Source organism: Streptomyces sp. NPDC037013 (genome assembly GCF_055607265.1).
In genome coordinates this window covers 435,846-449,389 of the sequence record NZ_JBVJRV010000004.1, presented here as the reverse complement: position 1 = coordinate 449,389, position 13,544 = coordinate 435,846, and the positions used below count along the sequence as shown (strand labels likewise).

Below are 13,544 nucleotides of genomic sequence, written 5' to 3'. Positions count from 1 at the left end.
GGAATCACCTGTGACCAGCACCGAACTCACCGCACCCGTCACCGGCACCCCGCTGCGCATCCCCGGCCCCTCGACGCCCTACCAGGGGGACATCGCCCGCTACTGGGACGGCGAGGCCCGCCCCGTGAACCTGCGTCTCGGCGACGTCGACGGTCTCTACCACCACCATTACGGCATCGGTGAGGTCGACCGGTCCGCGCTCGGCGAGCCCGGCGACAGCGAGGGCGAGAAGAAGCTGATCGCCGAGTTGCACCGGCTGGAGTCGGCGCAGGCCGACTTCCTCCTAGGGCACCTCGGTGACATCGGACGCGACGACACCCTGGTGGACGCGGGCTGCGGGCGCGGCGGCTCGATGGTGATGGCGCACCAGCGCTTCGGCTGCACGGTCGAGGGCGTCACCCTCTCGGCGAAGCAGGCCGACTTCGCCAACGGGCGCGCCAAGGAACTGCGGATCCAGGACCACGTCCGCGCCCGCGTCTGCAACATGCTCGCCATGCCCTTCGAGACCGGGCGGGCCGCCGCGTCGTGGAACAACGAGTCGAGCATGTACGTCGACCTGCACGACCTCTTCGCCGAGCACTCCCGCATCCTGCGGGTCGGCGGGCGTTACGTGACCATCACCGGCTGCTGGAACCCGCGGTACGGCCAGCCCTCGAAGTGGGTCTCGCAGATCAACGCGCACTTCGAGTGCAACATCCACTCGCGCCGGGAGTATCTGCGCGCCATGGCCGACAACCGTCTCGTGCCGCAGGCCGTCGTCGACCTCACGCCCGACACGCTGCCCTACTGGGAACTGCGGGCGACGTCGTCACTGGTCACGGGGATCGAGGAGGCGTTCATCAACTCCTACCGGGACGGGTCCTTCCAGTACGTGCTCATCGCGGCGGACCGCGTCTGATCGGCCGCGGGATGGCGGGCCCGGACCGTCCCCGACGGTCCGGGCCTCTCACCCGTCCCCGTGTCCGCGCGCCTTCCCGTCCGCGTCGCGGAGCGCGTTGTCGATCACCTCGGTGAGAGCCGGGTGGATCCACAGCGGGCGTTCGGCCAGCTCCCGCGCCGTCAGGCCGAACGTCATGGCGAGGACGAGCGGCTGGATGAGCGTGGCGGCCTGCGGCCCGAGCACGTGCGCGCCGAGCAGCAGGCCGGAGGCCGGGTCGGTCAGGACCTTGCAGAATCCCTGGGTGTCCTCCAGGGACCAGCCGTACGCCACTTCCTCGTACCGGCACTCGCCGACCACGTACGCACGGTCCTGCTCGCGCGCCTCCTGCTCGGTGATCCCCACCTGGGCGATCTGGGGACGGGCGAAGACGGCCGCGGGCACCACGTCGTACGACATCGAGCGCGGGTCGTCGGGGTGCAGGAGGTTGTGTGCCACCACCTCGCCCTCGCGGTTGGCCACGTGTTTCAAGGGGGGCTCGGGCACGATGTCGCCGAGCGCCCAGACGCCGGGGGCGCGGGTGCGCAGCTGGGCGTCGACCTCGATCAGGCCGTTGTCGTCGCAGGCGATGCCGGCCCGGTCCAGGTCGAGCCGGTCGCTGTTGGGTTCGCGCCCCACGGCGACGAGCAGCGTGTCCGCCTCCAGTACGGAGTCGTCGTCCAGGGTGAGCCGAAGCTCTCCGGGGCGGCCCTCCACGCGGACCAGCTCGCGGCCGAGGTGCAGCTCGTGGGCGGAGGCCACGATATCGGTGAAGGCCGACGCGATGGACTCGTCCTGCTCGGAGAGGAGCCTCGCCTGCTTCTCCACGACGGTGACGGCGGTCCCCGCCGCGTGGAAGACGTGGGCCAGTTCGGCGGCGATGTAGCCGCCGCCGAGGACCACCATGCGTTCGGGCACCTTCTCCAGCCGCATCACGGTGTCGGAGGTCTCGTAGGGCAGACCGGACTCGGCGACCGGGGGCGGGACCACCGGCCGGCCGCCCGCCGCGACGACGATCCGGTCCGCACCGACCGTGACGGGGCCGTCCTCCGTCTCGACCAGGAGTTCGCGCTCGCCGGTGAAGCGTGCGCGCCCTCGGTACACGGTCACGAAGTCCGACGCGCGGCGGCCCTCCTCGCCGTCGCGCGCTGTGGCGTCGAGCCGTCCGAAGACCCGTTTCTGCACGGCCGGCCAGGCGATCCCCTCCAGGGTGGCCCGCACGTCGTGCCGGCCGGCGTCCCGTACGGAGTCGGCCACCTCGGCCGTGACCGCGAGCATCTTGCTGGGGATGCAGCCGGCGTTGAGGCAGGTGCCGCCGAAGGGGCCCTCGGCGACGACGGCGACGTCCAGGTGCGAGAAGCGGTCGTCGATCAGCGTGTTGCCGGTGCCCGCGCCGAGGACGAGAAGATCATGGTGTCGCATATGCGGAGCGTATCCAGGTATGACCGCGCCACACCTCTTGGCGGGCTCTTCTGGGCCACGGGAGTGAGGGGGCCCGGCGCGGTCCGTCACTACAGGTGGCGCGGCGGGCTGTTGCGGATCGCCGAGCGGCGCGCCCACAGTGCGCACGCCAGCAGCACGAGCCCGGCGAACGAGTACACCCACGCGTTGGTCGCGCCGGTGGCCGCACCGATGCCCCAGACCAGGGACCAGACGGCCAGCAGCACGCACAGGGCGGTCCACGCCTGGTTCCACATCTTCTGGCGCGCCTCGAGCCGCTGCGAGGTGCCGCGCTCCATCTCCCCCATGGGGGGCGTTCCGCCGTGTTCATCATGGGTCGTCATACTCCGCCGGATGCCCCGGAGTTGGGCCGTGAATCAGCCCGTCTCGGGCCCTGGCACGCGGTCAGTCCACGTCCGCCCGGGACTGTCCGAGGGCGAGCCCGTCGATCCAGTTGATGGACGCCGTGCTGGTGTCGGTGCCCCAGTACGTGCCCCACCGCGGCTTGTTGCCCAGGTCGTCCCAGGTCCGGGCGCCGGCGCGGGAGGCGATCTGCCGGCCGTCCAGATATACCCAGAGCTTTCCCGAGCTGCCCGAACTGGTGGTGATGCCGAGCTGGATGGAGTGCCAGGCGCCGGCGGACCACCCGGCGGAGCCTATGGGTATCCACTGCTCGCCCGGGGCGACGTACCAGACCTTCAGCTTCCCGTCCTCCACCTTCATGATCACGGGGTAGTTCTGGCTGTGCTGGTCGTTGGTGCCGTTGGACTTCCACTGGAAGACGGTCTGGGCGTCGCCCGTCTTCGTCATCGAGTCCCAGCCGAACCAGTACGTGGCGCCGTTCCGCCAGGGGTACTCGCCGTTCGCGGTCCGCACGTTGTGCGCCTCGCAACGAGGGACGCCGATGGGCTTGTTGAACTTGAAGATGTCGCCGCGGGAGCCGCCCCAGTTGTCGACGGTGACGCTCGCCGGCGCCTCGCACAGCGTGGTCCCGAAGACACCGAGCCCGTGGGAGGCGTCCCCGTCCCACAGCACGCTCTTGGCCGCCGGGGACTTCCGCTTCGTACGGTCGTGGGTGGGGGCCTCGGCGTCGGCCCGGGCGGGGGCGGCGTGCGGCCGGCTCGCGGGAGCGGCCGAGATGCCGATCGACTCGGGGGCGGCGACCGCCCAGGCCACGAGGACGGCGGCGACGGTGCCGCCTGCCGAGAGGAGAGTCTTCCCGGTCCGGTTCACGGCTGGCTCCTGCGGGGTGTGGGGGTGACGGAAATCGGCCGTGGCCGAGAATGTCACCAGCTCGCGGAGGCAGCAAGCGCTTGCACGACAGGGGTCGCAACCCTTCACAACTCCAGCGCTTCACCCCGCACGGCCCGGCCGCGCCACCTTCCTCCGCTCTCCTCTCCGGTGTCTCACCCTTCTCGGCTCCGGCACGTCATCGGGCGGCGCGTCCCCGGGGGTCCGGTGGCGCGCCGCCCGGAGCCGGTGCCGGAGCGCCGGTCGGTCGTGTCGGGGTCGCTCACAGATGACGTGTCACGGCCTGTTGTGCCTGCCCGGACATGGAGCGGACGGCGCCCACGGCGTCGCGCCCGGTGCGCCGGACCGTCCGCCGCCCGCTCACCGCCGCCGAGCGGGTGCGGTACGCGACGGAGGGCTTGCCGTGCGTATCGGCCGCGGCGATCAGGAGACCGCCGAACAGCGAGACGTTCTTGATGAACTGGGTGCGCTGGGCGGCCCGTTCCTCGGGGTCCTTCTCCTTCCACCAGGCGTGCCCGGCCAGCGTGGTGGGCACCAGCGAGCCGGCCAGCGCGAGGGCGGCCACGCGCGGCAGGCGTCCGGTCGCCAGCATGAGGCCGGCGCCGAGCTGCACCGCGCCGTTGACGCGGACCAGCTTTTCGGGATCGTCCGTGAGCCACGGGATCCGGGAGGCCAGGGGAGCCGCGACAGCCTCGGCGGCGGGGGCCGCGTGCTTCGGGTCCCGGAAGGTCCGCAGCCCTCCGGTGACGAAGACGGAGGCGAGCATGGGACGTGCGAATTTCCTGAGAACAGCCATGTCCTTCGGCTGCCCACAAAGCCCACGCTCAGACACGGTTTCGGGCCGGGCGCGGCGAGGGCCCGGAGGTCCGGCTGCATCACGGGACCGGCTCGGGGTACGGGAGCAGCAGGACGACACCACACCCGCCGCCACGGCGGTGAGAGCCCAGGAGGACCTCATGGCCGGACTGTTCTCACGCATCAAGGCGTACAGCCGCACCCCGCAGGGCCGGCAGGCCGTCGACACGGTCCGCCGCGCCGCGGCCGACCCGCGCAAGCGCGCGCAGGCCCGCTCGCTCCTCTCCCGCCTGCGCGGACGGCGCTGACCGGGACCCCGCGACGCTGATCGGGCCTCCGCGGAAGAGAGCGCACGAACATCGATGAGTTTCTCCGTGCCCGGCGGTCTACAGGGATAGTTGGTGATCTTCGGTCGGAGGTTCGACCGGAGGAGCAGCGGCAGCCATGCCGTGCACCTTGAGACAGCCGGGAGAACCCAGATGCGTACCTTGATCAGCACCGCCTTCGTCTCACTCGACGGCGTCGTGGAGGCCCCCGGCGGTGAGCCCGGCTACCGGAACTCCGGATGGACGTTCAAGGACATCGAGTTCCTCCCCGAGGCGTTCGAGATCAAGGGCAGGGAGCAGCGGGAAGCCGCCGCGATGATGATGGGGCGGACCAGTTACGAGGCGTTCAGCCCGGTCTGGCCCGGCATGGCGGACTTCGCCACGTACAAGGAGATGCCGAAGTACGTCGTCTCCACGACGCTCGACGAGAAGGAACTCGTCGACAACTGGGGCGAGACCACGATCCTGCGCTCGCTCGACGACGTCGCCGCGCTCAAGGAGACCGAGGGCGGTCCGATCATCGTCCACGGCAGCTCCGCCCTCAACCGGAGCCTGTCGGACGCCGGTCTGATCGACCGCTACCACCTGCTCGTCTTCCCTCTGCTGCTCGGGGCGGGCAAGCGTCTGTTCAGCGACACGGACAAGGACACCCAGAAACTGCGACTCGTCGAACACGAGGCCTACGCCAACGGCCTGCAGAAGAACGTCTTCGACGTCGTCCGCTGAGGCCCCGCCGTGCCGGGCCCGTGATGAAGAAGTGAGGAACCGAGACCTGTGCGGATGGTGCTCTACGCCCCGGCGGCCCTGCTCTTTCTGGTCTTCTGCGGACGCGTGGCGCGCGAGCGCCGCCGGTTCGGGAACGCTGTGGTGCTGGGGCTCGCCGCTCTCTGCGGGCTCGCGGCCTGGGTGTACGAACTGGTCACGGCCGGCTCCACGTCGGGGCGGGTCGTGGCCGCGGTACTGCTCGGCCTGGGGGCCCTGGGCATTCTCGTGCTCACCTGCCTGCTCTTCCTCAATGGCCTGCAGATGGTGCGCAAGGAGGGCAGGAGCCCCTCGAACCTGCTCTCCCTGATGGGCGCGGTGTGCGTCGTCGGCGTCGTGGCTCTGGTGGTCACGGCGGCCGTCGTGCGCACGCCCGTACTGGTCGGCGTGGGGGTCGCGGCGCTCGGTCTCGCCGGGTACCTCTCGTTCCTGTTCCTGAGCTTCGTCGTCTACGCGTTCCTCTACGGGCGGCTGCGCATCCGGCGCAAGGCCGGTTATGTGGTCGTCCTCGGCTCCGGGCTCATCGGCGGGTCCACGGTCCCTCCGCTGCTCGCCAGTCGCCTGTCACGCGCGCAGGAGGTGCACGCGCTGCTCAGCAGGCGCGGCGGCGCTCCGGTGCTCATCGCATCGGGCGGGCAGGGGCCCGACGAGGAGCTGCCGGAGTCCCACGCCATGGCCGACTATCTCACCGAGCGCGGTTTTCCCGGCGAGCTGATCGAGCGGGAGGACCGGTCGACGACGACCGAGGAGAACCTGCGGTTCAGCAAGGCGATCATGGAGAAGGACGATCCCGGCTACCGGTGCGTCATCGTCACCAACAACTACCACGCCTTCCGTGCGGCGCTCACGGCACGGCGGCTCGGGGTCCGGGGCCAGGTGGTGGGTTCGCCGACGGCCGCGTACTTCTGGCCCAACGCGACGATCCGGGAGTTCGCCGCCGTCCTGGTCGCCTACAAGCGGACGAACCTCGCGATGTGCCTGCTGTTCGTCCTCTGTGGCGTGCTGGCCTGGGCGACGCGCTGAGCGCCGGCCGCCCGTCCCCCCGGAGAACGTGAGCGGCCGCGTCCCTGTCCCACGAAGGCGCGGCCGCTCAGCTCGGAGGAGGGGCCGCCCACTGACCATTCTCAGCGGCCCCGGCAGGCTGTCACCCCTGCACTGGGGCGCCTGCCCAGGGCCAAGGCCGTTACACGGATCCATGGCGGCGGATCTCGCGCGGCCGGGCGGGCCGGGCCTGCCGGGGCCTGTCAGGCCGAGTCCCGCACCACCAGCTCCGGCTCGAAGATCAGCGAGGTCGGTTCCGTGCGGGTGCCCTGCACGTGTTCCTGGAGCAGTTCCGCCATGGCCGCCGTCATCTTCTCCACCGGCTGGCGCACGGTGGTCAGCGGCGGTCGGCAGGTGACGGCCACGCTGGAGTCGTCGAAGCCGACCACCGCCACGTCGCGCGGCACGCTCCTGCCCCGCTCACGCAGCAGCTCGCAGACGCCTTGCGCCATCAGGTCGTTGGCGACGAACACCCCGTCGAGATCGGGGTGTCCGTCCAGCAGTCCGGCCATCGCGTCGGCTCCGCTCTCGCGGGTGAAGCCACCCTCGGCGACCGGCACGTACGCCGTTCCCGCGCGCTCCAACGCCTCCCGGAACCCGGCGAGCCGCTCCTGGCCCGCCGGCAGGTCAAGGGGCCCTGTGACGCTCGCCAGCCTGCGCCGGCCGCGTGCCAGGAGGTGTTCCGCGGCCAGCCGTCCCCCTTCGCGGTGCGCCAGATCCACGTAACTGATCGGTACGGGGAGGGCGGGCCGTGCGAAGCACACGGCGTGCAGACCTTCGGCGACAAGCATCGACGGCAGCGGGTCCTGGGCGTGCGTGGAGACCACGAGGGCGCCGTCGGCGCTGCCCTGCCGGAGGAAGCCGGTCACCTGGTTCCTGGCCGCCGCGCTCTCGGCGACCATCAGGACCGGGTGCATCGAGCGCGGCCGCAGGAAGCCGACCACTCCGCTGACCACGCGTCCGAAGAAGGGGTCCGCGAAGACGCGGGCGGCGAACTCGTCCCGCGGAGCGTCGTCGGGTGTCCCGCCGTGGTGCGGGGCGTCGCCCTCCTCGCCCGCGCCCGAGATGACGAGGGCGATGGTCTCCGTGCGCCGGGTGACCAGGGAGCGCGCCGCCCGGTTGGGGGCGTAGCCGGTGCGGTCGATCGCCGCGCGCACCACGTCACGCAGCGCCGGGTCGACGTTGCGCACGCCGTTGATCACTCGTGACACCGTCGCCCGGGAGACCCCCGCCTCGCGTGCCACGTCCTCGAGCGTCGGCGACCGTCTCTCCATGCGTGCACTGTAACTTCCCCTCGCGGCAAGGAGATAGAGCGCTCTCCCGGTGCGGGGCGCCTGGTCACCGCTCTTCCCGCACCTCCAGTGCGGCGGTGAGCGGCAGGTCGCCTGCGGAGCGTCCCACGAGGACGGTGAACCGGCCCGGTTCGACCTTCCAGGAGCCGGTCCGCGTCGACCAGTGCCGCAGGGCACGGCCGGGTACGCGGACCACGGCGGTCACCGTCTCGCCGGGCGCAGCCCGCACCGCCGCGTATCCCGCGAGCCAGCGCACCGGGCGTTCCACGGCGGACGCGGGCCGGGCCAGATAGACCTGGACCACCTCACGGCCCGGACGGTCCCCGATGTTGCGCAGCCGGACCCGCACCCGGAAGTCGTCGCCCGCCGCGACCGCGTACGGGACATCGGCCCGCACGTAATCCCAGGTGGTGTAGCCGAGTCCGTGGCCGAACCAGTGGGCGGGCGAGCGGCCCGCGCGCAGCCATCCGCGGTGCCCGATGTGCGGTCCCTCGCGGTACGTCACGACGTCGTGCTCGGGGCGGGTGCCGCTGACCGGGGCGTCATGGAGCCGGGCTCCCCAGGTGGTCGGGAGACGCCCGCCGGGTTCGGTGTGCCCGAAGAGGACGTCGGCGAGCGCGGTGCCCGCCTCCTGGCCGGGGAACCAGGTGAGCAGCACGGCGGCGGCCGCGTCCCGCCAGAGCATTTCCACCGGGGCGCCGACGTTGACCACCACCACGGTCCGCGGGCTGGCGGCGGTGACGGCGGTGACCAGTGCGTCCTGGTGGCCGGGGAGGCGGAGCGAGCCGCGGTCGCTGCCCTCCGCCTCCCCGCCCTCGGTGGTTCCCACCACGACGACCGCCACATCGGCCCGCCGTGCCGCTTCGACGGCTTCGGCGAGCGCTTCGCGCGGGTCGGGGTCGGGGGACGCGGCGGTCACGAGCGTGGCGCGTCCGGTGCCCGGGGCAAGCTGCCGTCGCGCCACCACGAGCACCGGTTCGCCGGCGCCGAGCACGGTTTTCCCGTACCGGCAGGGCGGCGCGACGTGGACGACGGCCGGGTCGTCGGTCCGGCACGGGAACTCGCCGTCCACCAGGGCCGCTCCGCCGACGGTCAGCGTCATCCGGCCGAACCCGCCCACGCCGAAGGTCCATTCGCCCGCGATTGCCGGGGTGAGGACGGCCCGGACCTCCACCGTGTGCGCGCCCGGCACGAGCGGTGGCTCCAACAGGCGGCCCGTGGTGCGGTGTTCGGCGTGGAGCTCGCGCCCTTCGCGGTCGAGCACCCGCAGGAGGACGCCGGGGGCGCCCGTGCGCGGGTCGACGCAGTGCTCGGTGTCCAGCGGCGGCGGTGGGGCGCCGGTGGAGGGGCCCGGGACATGGACGACTCGCGTGCGGCCGTCCACCCGGCCGCGAATGCCCTCCAGCGGCGTGATCAACCGCTCCGGGTACACGCCCGCGCTGCCGCCGCCCTGCGCCTGGGGCCGTACGGCGTGTGTGCCGATCACCGCGATCGTGCCCGGTGCCGACTCCGTCAGAGGCAGGAGACCGTCGTTGCTCAGGAGCACCGTCCCGGCCGCCGCGGCGCGGCGCAGCAGCGCGCGGGTGGGCGGGGGCGGCGTCGTGGGTGGCGGGGGCGCGGCCAGGTCGGGGTCGAGGGCGCCCACGCGGTGGGCGAGCCGCAACACCCGTACCACCTTGTCGTCGATGGCCGCCCGCGTCACCCGGCCCGCGCGGACGGCCTCGGCCAGTGCCGCCTCCCACGGGCTGCCGGGGCCGGGCATGACCAGGTCGAGGGCGGCGGCCGCGGTGTCGGCGGTGGCGCGTGCCGCGCCCCAGTCCGAGACGACGACGCCGTCGAAACCCCAGTCGTCCTTGAGGGGCCGCGTCAGGAGGGGGCTCGCCGTCATGGTGGTGCCGTTGACGCCGTTGTAGCCGGCCATCACCACCCACACCCCGGCGCGCACCGCCGCCTCGAAGGGGGCGAGGTACACCTCGCGGAGCGTCCGCCCGGACACCCGGACATCCACCGTCATGCGGCCGTCCTCGGAGTCGTTGGCCACGTAATGCTTGGCGGTGGCGGCGACGCCGTGGGACTGGATGCCCCTGATCAGCGCGGCCGCCGTGCGGCCCGCGAGCTCCGGGTCCTCGGAGAGGCATTCGAAGTGCCGTCCGGCCAGGGGTGAGCGGTGCAGGTTCAGGGTGGGGGCGAGCACGACGTGCACGCCCTTGCGCCGTGCCTCCCGCGCCAGGAGTCCGCCCAGCTCCTCGGCGAGTCCGTCGTCCCACATCGCCGCGAGCGCGGACGCCGACGGCAGCAGCGCCGACGTCACCCGCTCGTCCCAGGCCTCACCCCGGATGCCCGCGGGGCCGTCCGATGTGACCATCTCCCGGAGGCCGACGGCCGGTTCGGCGTGGGTGCGCCACGTCGTCGCGCCGGTGAGCAGGCGCACCTTCTGCTCGGGGCTCAACTTGTGGGCGAGCCGCAGCAGTTCCTCGTCGGTCATCGGCACGGTCCCTGTCCTCCCCGGCGTTGTGGCCACTGATGCGCGTGGTCTCAGCGGTAGACGCCGAACTCGTAGAGCGAGTAGCCGTATCCGGTGCCGCGCACGGTGCCGTTGACGCGGACGAAGCGGCCGGCGCCGCTGACGTCGAAGTCGTCGATGCCGCCGTTGCCGTCGCGGACCTCGTGGACGGTCCGCCAGTTCTGTCCGTCGTCGGAGGTCTGGATCGTGTAGGCCTTGGCGTACGAGGTCTCCCAGTTGAGCTGGACGTGGGTGAACGCCTGGCGGGAGCCGAGGTCGACGCGGAGCCACTGGGGGTCGCTCCAGTCGCTGGCCCACCGGGTGGTGGCCCTGCCGTCCACGGCGCCCGCGGGTGTGCAGGGGCAGTCGCCTCCGCCGGTCTGGTAGGAGGAGGCGGTGGCGGTCTTGCCGAGGGCGATGTTCGTGCCGCCGACGGGTGGGGGCACCACGCGCACGGAGCGCGTTTCGACGCCCACGTTGCCCTTGCCGTCGGTGACCTTGACGTAGATCTTCCAGACGCCGGTCCTGTCGGGTGCGGTGACCTTGAGCCGTCCGGAGCCCGCGTCGCTGAAGCGCAGCGGGATCAGGTTCTTGTCCTTGTCGATGTACATGCTGCTGCCGAGGACCTCGTAGGAGAGCGCGTCCCCGTCGGGGTCGGTCGTCTTCGTGGCGAGGGTGAGGGTGCCGCCCGCGGGGACCTTGGCCGCGTCCCCTTCGACGCTCATCTCGGAGATGACGGGCGGGCTGTTGTCGTGTGAGGTGTCCGCGCCGTACGCCTTCTTCACGGCGTAGTACGAGAGGCGCTTCTGGCCGGCGGGCAGCAGGTTGAACCAGATGCCGCCGAAGTCGTACTCGGTGCCGTAGTGGAACATCGTGGCGCCGAGGGCGACGCCCCTGTGGCCGGTGACGCAGTTCCATGCCTTGGTGTAGCCGTCGGCCTTGGCCCGGTCGGTGGGCTCCTCGGTGACTCCGTTGGCGTCGTCGGGGACCTCCCACTCCCCCGCTGGTCCTGTCTCGGTGACGATGTACGGCTTCGTGTAACCACCCTGTTCCCAGGTGGACTTGATGTCGCACACGGCGTTGTACGAGTTGACGGCGTACAGGTCGAGGTCCGGGGCGTTCTTCTTGTAGTAGGGCCAGGCGCCTGTCCATGCGTCGGTCGAGGTGACGGGGTGGTCGGGGTCGACGGAGTGGATCTTCTTGGCGACCTCGTCGACGAAGGTGGTGTAGGCGTCGCGCTGGCGTTCCAGCTCGGTCCCGGTGTAGCAGTTCTGCAGGCCGAGCACCGACTCGTTGCCGACGTTCCACATCAGGACGCCCGCGTGGTCCTTGTAGGTCTGCACCCACTTGGGGAACTCTTCGAGCATCTGGTTCTTGTACGCGGTGTCGGTCAGGTAGTTGACGCAGCCGCCGCTGCCCGGGCCGCCGCCGGGCTGCAGCCAGAACCCGGCGATCACCTTGATGCCGTTGGCCGCGGCCGAGTCGAACAGGGGCTTGCTGGAGGCGTCGGTGCCCCAGGTGCGGATGGTGTTGACGCCCATGGATCTGAGGTCGGGCATGTACTTGCCGGCGTCGGCGACGTTCGGCCCCCAGGTCAGGCCCTTGATCTGGTACGGGGAACCGTTCACGGACAGCTGCCAGTTGCCCTGGGATCCGGTCACCTTGACGACGTTGCCCGCGGCGGCGGCCTGCTGGGCGGGGAGTGTGAGGCAGCCGGTGGCGCACAGGGCGACGGTGAGCGGCACGGTCAGGCTGCGGCTTGCCGGTCGGGAGGAGCGGGCTGTGGGCATGCGGGTCTCCTGGCGGAGGTGGGGTGGAGGGGTGGAGCCGGAGCCGGGGGCGGCCCGGGGGGCCTGGCCGCCCCCGGAGCACGAGTCCCGGTGCCGGGGTTCAGGTGCAGCGGGTACCGGGACTCAGAGGAGGCGGGTGCGGGACTTCAGGTGGTGGGGCCGGTCACGGCAGTTCGTAGTTCTCGTCGAGCGCGGCACCGGCCTCCGGATGCGTCTCGTCGTAGCCGCGCGCGTTGCACTGCAGGCCGCCGACGACGCAGTGGTCGACCAGGGCCTTGAGCGTCGCGGGATCCCACGCGTTGAAGAAGTCGTAGTGGAACGAGTGGCCCGCCCCGCTGGCCAGTCTCACCTGTGAGAGGTCACCGTTGACGGGGAACGCCATCTTGAACTCGATCATCGGCACCGCCACCGGGTGGGACGCCGGGCAGATGTTGTCGTTCGTACCGGGCCGCACCACCGGGTACGACATGTGGCTCTGGTGGTCCGGCGCGTCCAGATGGACGCCGTCCCAGCAACTGGGCGCCTGGAAGCGGATGTTGAGCTGGGTGGACGCCGTGGTCGGGCAGTTCTTGGGAATGTCCACGTTGAAGTAGCTCTCGCCGCACTCCCAGCCCTCCACGAAGCCGGGGTGGCCGCGGAACTGCTCCGCCGTCTGCAGGGGGCTGCCGACCACGTAACGCAGCCCCTCGGGGAACGGACGCACGCTGGTGTAGTCGGTGACACCCGCCTTGTAGTAGATGACCTGCGGGCCCACCGGCAGCACCGGCTCGGTGCCCTTGAACAGGGTGGGCATCCAGTACGCGGACTTGTCGCCGGGCGCCTTGCAGGCGGTGTTGCCCCGCTTCAGGGAGTCGGTGGTGCTCTGGGCGTCGGTCGTCGTGTTGCCCATGAAGGTGTGGTCGTGGGACTTGCCGGGCTGGCCCGGGTAGACGATCGGGTCGTCCGGCCTGGTGTGCGTGACCGAGCAGTTGGCCTGGAACTCGTGGAAGTAGCGGTGGGGCGGTTCCTGTGCCGCGGACCGGACGCCGGTGACCGGCGACTTCGCCGCGATGAATCCGTCACCGTCGCGGTCCTCCGCGGAGGCGACGGTGGACGCCGCCATGGTGTGGCCCCGGTGTGCGTGGTCCGGTGCGCGCGCCGCTCCTTCGGCGGACGTGCTCGCCCGCGCCGGTGCGGCGGTATCGGCGCCCAGCGCCATGCCACCCACCCCCAGCGAGGTCACCAGGAGTGCGCCGGACATCAGTAACCCTGAGACGATCTTCGATCTCCGTGCCATGGAGACCTCCTGCCACGTCAGTACGGAATGGGGGGAGAGGGGGGGGCGGGGGGGCGCCGGGGTGCGAGCGCGCCGCCCGGACGCCGGCCGCGAGACCGGGGGTTCCCGGTGGGAGAACCGTGGGAGAACCTTGGGAGAGCGCTCTCCCGTTT

General features: G+C 71.6%; 12 protein-coding genes. 4 read left to right on the top strand and 8 right to left on the bottom strand.

Annotation, left to right across the window (positions count from 1 at the left end; all coding sequences use genetic code 11):
- Positions 1 to 10 precede the first annotated feature (10 nt).
- A complete protein-coding gene (locus tag ACZ7DY_RS16585) occupies positions 11 to 898 on the top strand; it encodes a geranyl diphosphate 2-C-methyltransferase (protein ID WP_471135552.1) in 888 nt (295 codons plus the stop codon).
- 48 nt (positions 899 to 946) lie between these two features.
- Here the strand turns inward: ACZ7DY_RS16585 and ACZ7DY_RS16580 are convergent, their stop codons facing one another.
- The 4 genes from ACZ7DY_RS16580 to ACZ7DY_RS16565 form a co-directional block, all read right to left on the bottom strand.
- Entirely contained in the window at positions 947 to 2,338 is a 1,392-nt protein-coding gene (locus ACZ7DY_RS16580) for a mycothione reductase (RefSeq protein WP_471135550.1), read from the bottom strand.
- 89 nt (positions 2,339 to 2,427) lie between these two features.
- Entirely contained in the window at positions 2,428 to 2,664 is a 237-nt protein-coding gene (locus tag ACZ7DY_RS16575; RefSeq protein ID WP_471135548.1) for a hypothetical protein, read from the bottom strand.
- Between the two features lie 97 nt (positions 2,665 to 2,761).
- The gene (locus ACZ7DY_RS16570) at positions 2,762 to 3,589 is read right to left on the bottom strand and encodes a heparin lyase I family protein (protein WP_471135545.1); all 828 of its coding nucleotides are present in this window, start codon (positions 3,587 to 3,589) and stop codon (positions 2,762 to 2,764) included.
- Between the two features lie 280 nt (positions 3,590 to 3,869).
- On the bottom strand, positions 3,870 to 4,403 hold the full coding sequence (locus tag ACZ7DY_RS16565; RefSeq protein WP_471135542.1) for a DoxX family protein: 534 nt from the start codon (positions 4,401 to 4,403) through the stop codon (positions 3,870 to 3,872).
- Positions 4,404 to 4,563: 160 nt separating this feature from the next.
- Between ACZ7DY_RS16565 and ACZ7DY_RS16560 the strand changes: the two genes are divergently transcribed.
- From ACZ7DY_RS16560 to ACZ7DY_RS16550, 3 genes are all read left to right on the top strand, one after another.
- Positions 4,564 to 4,710, top strand: a complete 147-nt coding sequence (locus tag ACZ7DY_RS16560) for a hypothetical protein (protein ID WP_471135539.1) — start codon at positions 4,564 to 4,566, stop codon at positions 4,708 to 4,710.
- Between the two features lie 171 nt (positions 4,711 to 4,881).
- Positions 4,882 to 5,454 carry a dihydrofolate reductase family protein gene (locus ACZ7DY_RS16555; RefSeq protein WP_471135537.1) on the top strand — a complete coding sequence of 191 codons (573 nt, stop codon included), beginning with the start codon at positions 4,882 to 4,884 and terminating at the stop codon, positions 5,452 to 5,454.
- Positions 5,455 to 5,508: 54 nt separating this feature from the next.
- Entirely contained in the window at positions 5,509 to 6,513 is a 1,005-nt protein-coding gene (locus ACZ7DY_RS16550; protein ID WP_471136683.1) for a YdcF family protein, read from the top strand.
- A gap of 221 nt (positions 6,514 to 6,734) precedes the next feature.
- Here the strand turns inward: ACZ7DY_RS16550 and ACZ7DY_RS16545 are convergent, their stop codons facing one another.
- The 4 genes from ACZ7DY_RS16545 to ACZ7DY_RS16530 form a co-directional block, all read right to left on the bottom strand.
- On the bottom strand, positions 6,735 to 7,805 hold the full coding sequence (locus ACZ7DY_RS16545) for a LacI family DNA-binding transcriptional regulator (RefSeq protein WP_471135535.1): 1,071 nt from the start codon (positions 7,803 to 7,805) through the stop codon (positions 6,735 to 6,737).
- Positions 7,806 to 7,869: 64 nt separating this feature from the next.
- Complete coding sequence (locus ACZ7DY_RS16540) at positions 7,870 to 10,308, bottom strand: glycoside hydrolase family 3 C-terminal domain-containing protein (protein WP_471135533.1); 2,439 nt, start codon at positions 10,306 to 10,308, stop codon at positions 7,870 to 7,872.
- 50 nt (positions 10,309 to 10,358) lie between these two features.
- Complete coding sequence (locus ACZ7DY_RS16535) at positions 10,359 to 12,116, bottom strand: discoidin domain-containing protein (RefSeq protein WP_471135530.1); 1,758 nt, start codon at positions 12,114 to 12,116, stop codon at positions 10,359 to 10,361.
- Positions 12,117 to 12,279: 163 nt separating this feature from the next.
- Positions 12,280 to 13,392: a DUF1996 domain-containing protein gene (locus ACZ7DY_RS16530; protein ID WP_471135528.1), complete on the bottom strand. Its 1,113-nt coding sequence runs from the start codon at positions 13,390 to 13,392 to the stop codon at positions 12,280 to 12,282.
- Between the last annotated feature and the right edge of the window lie 152 nt (positions 13,393 to 13,544).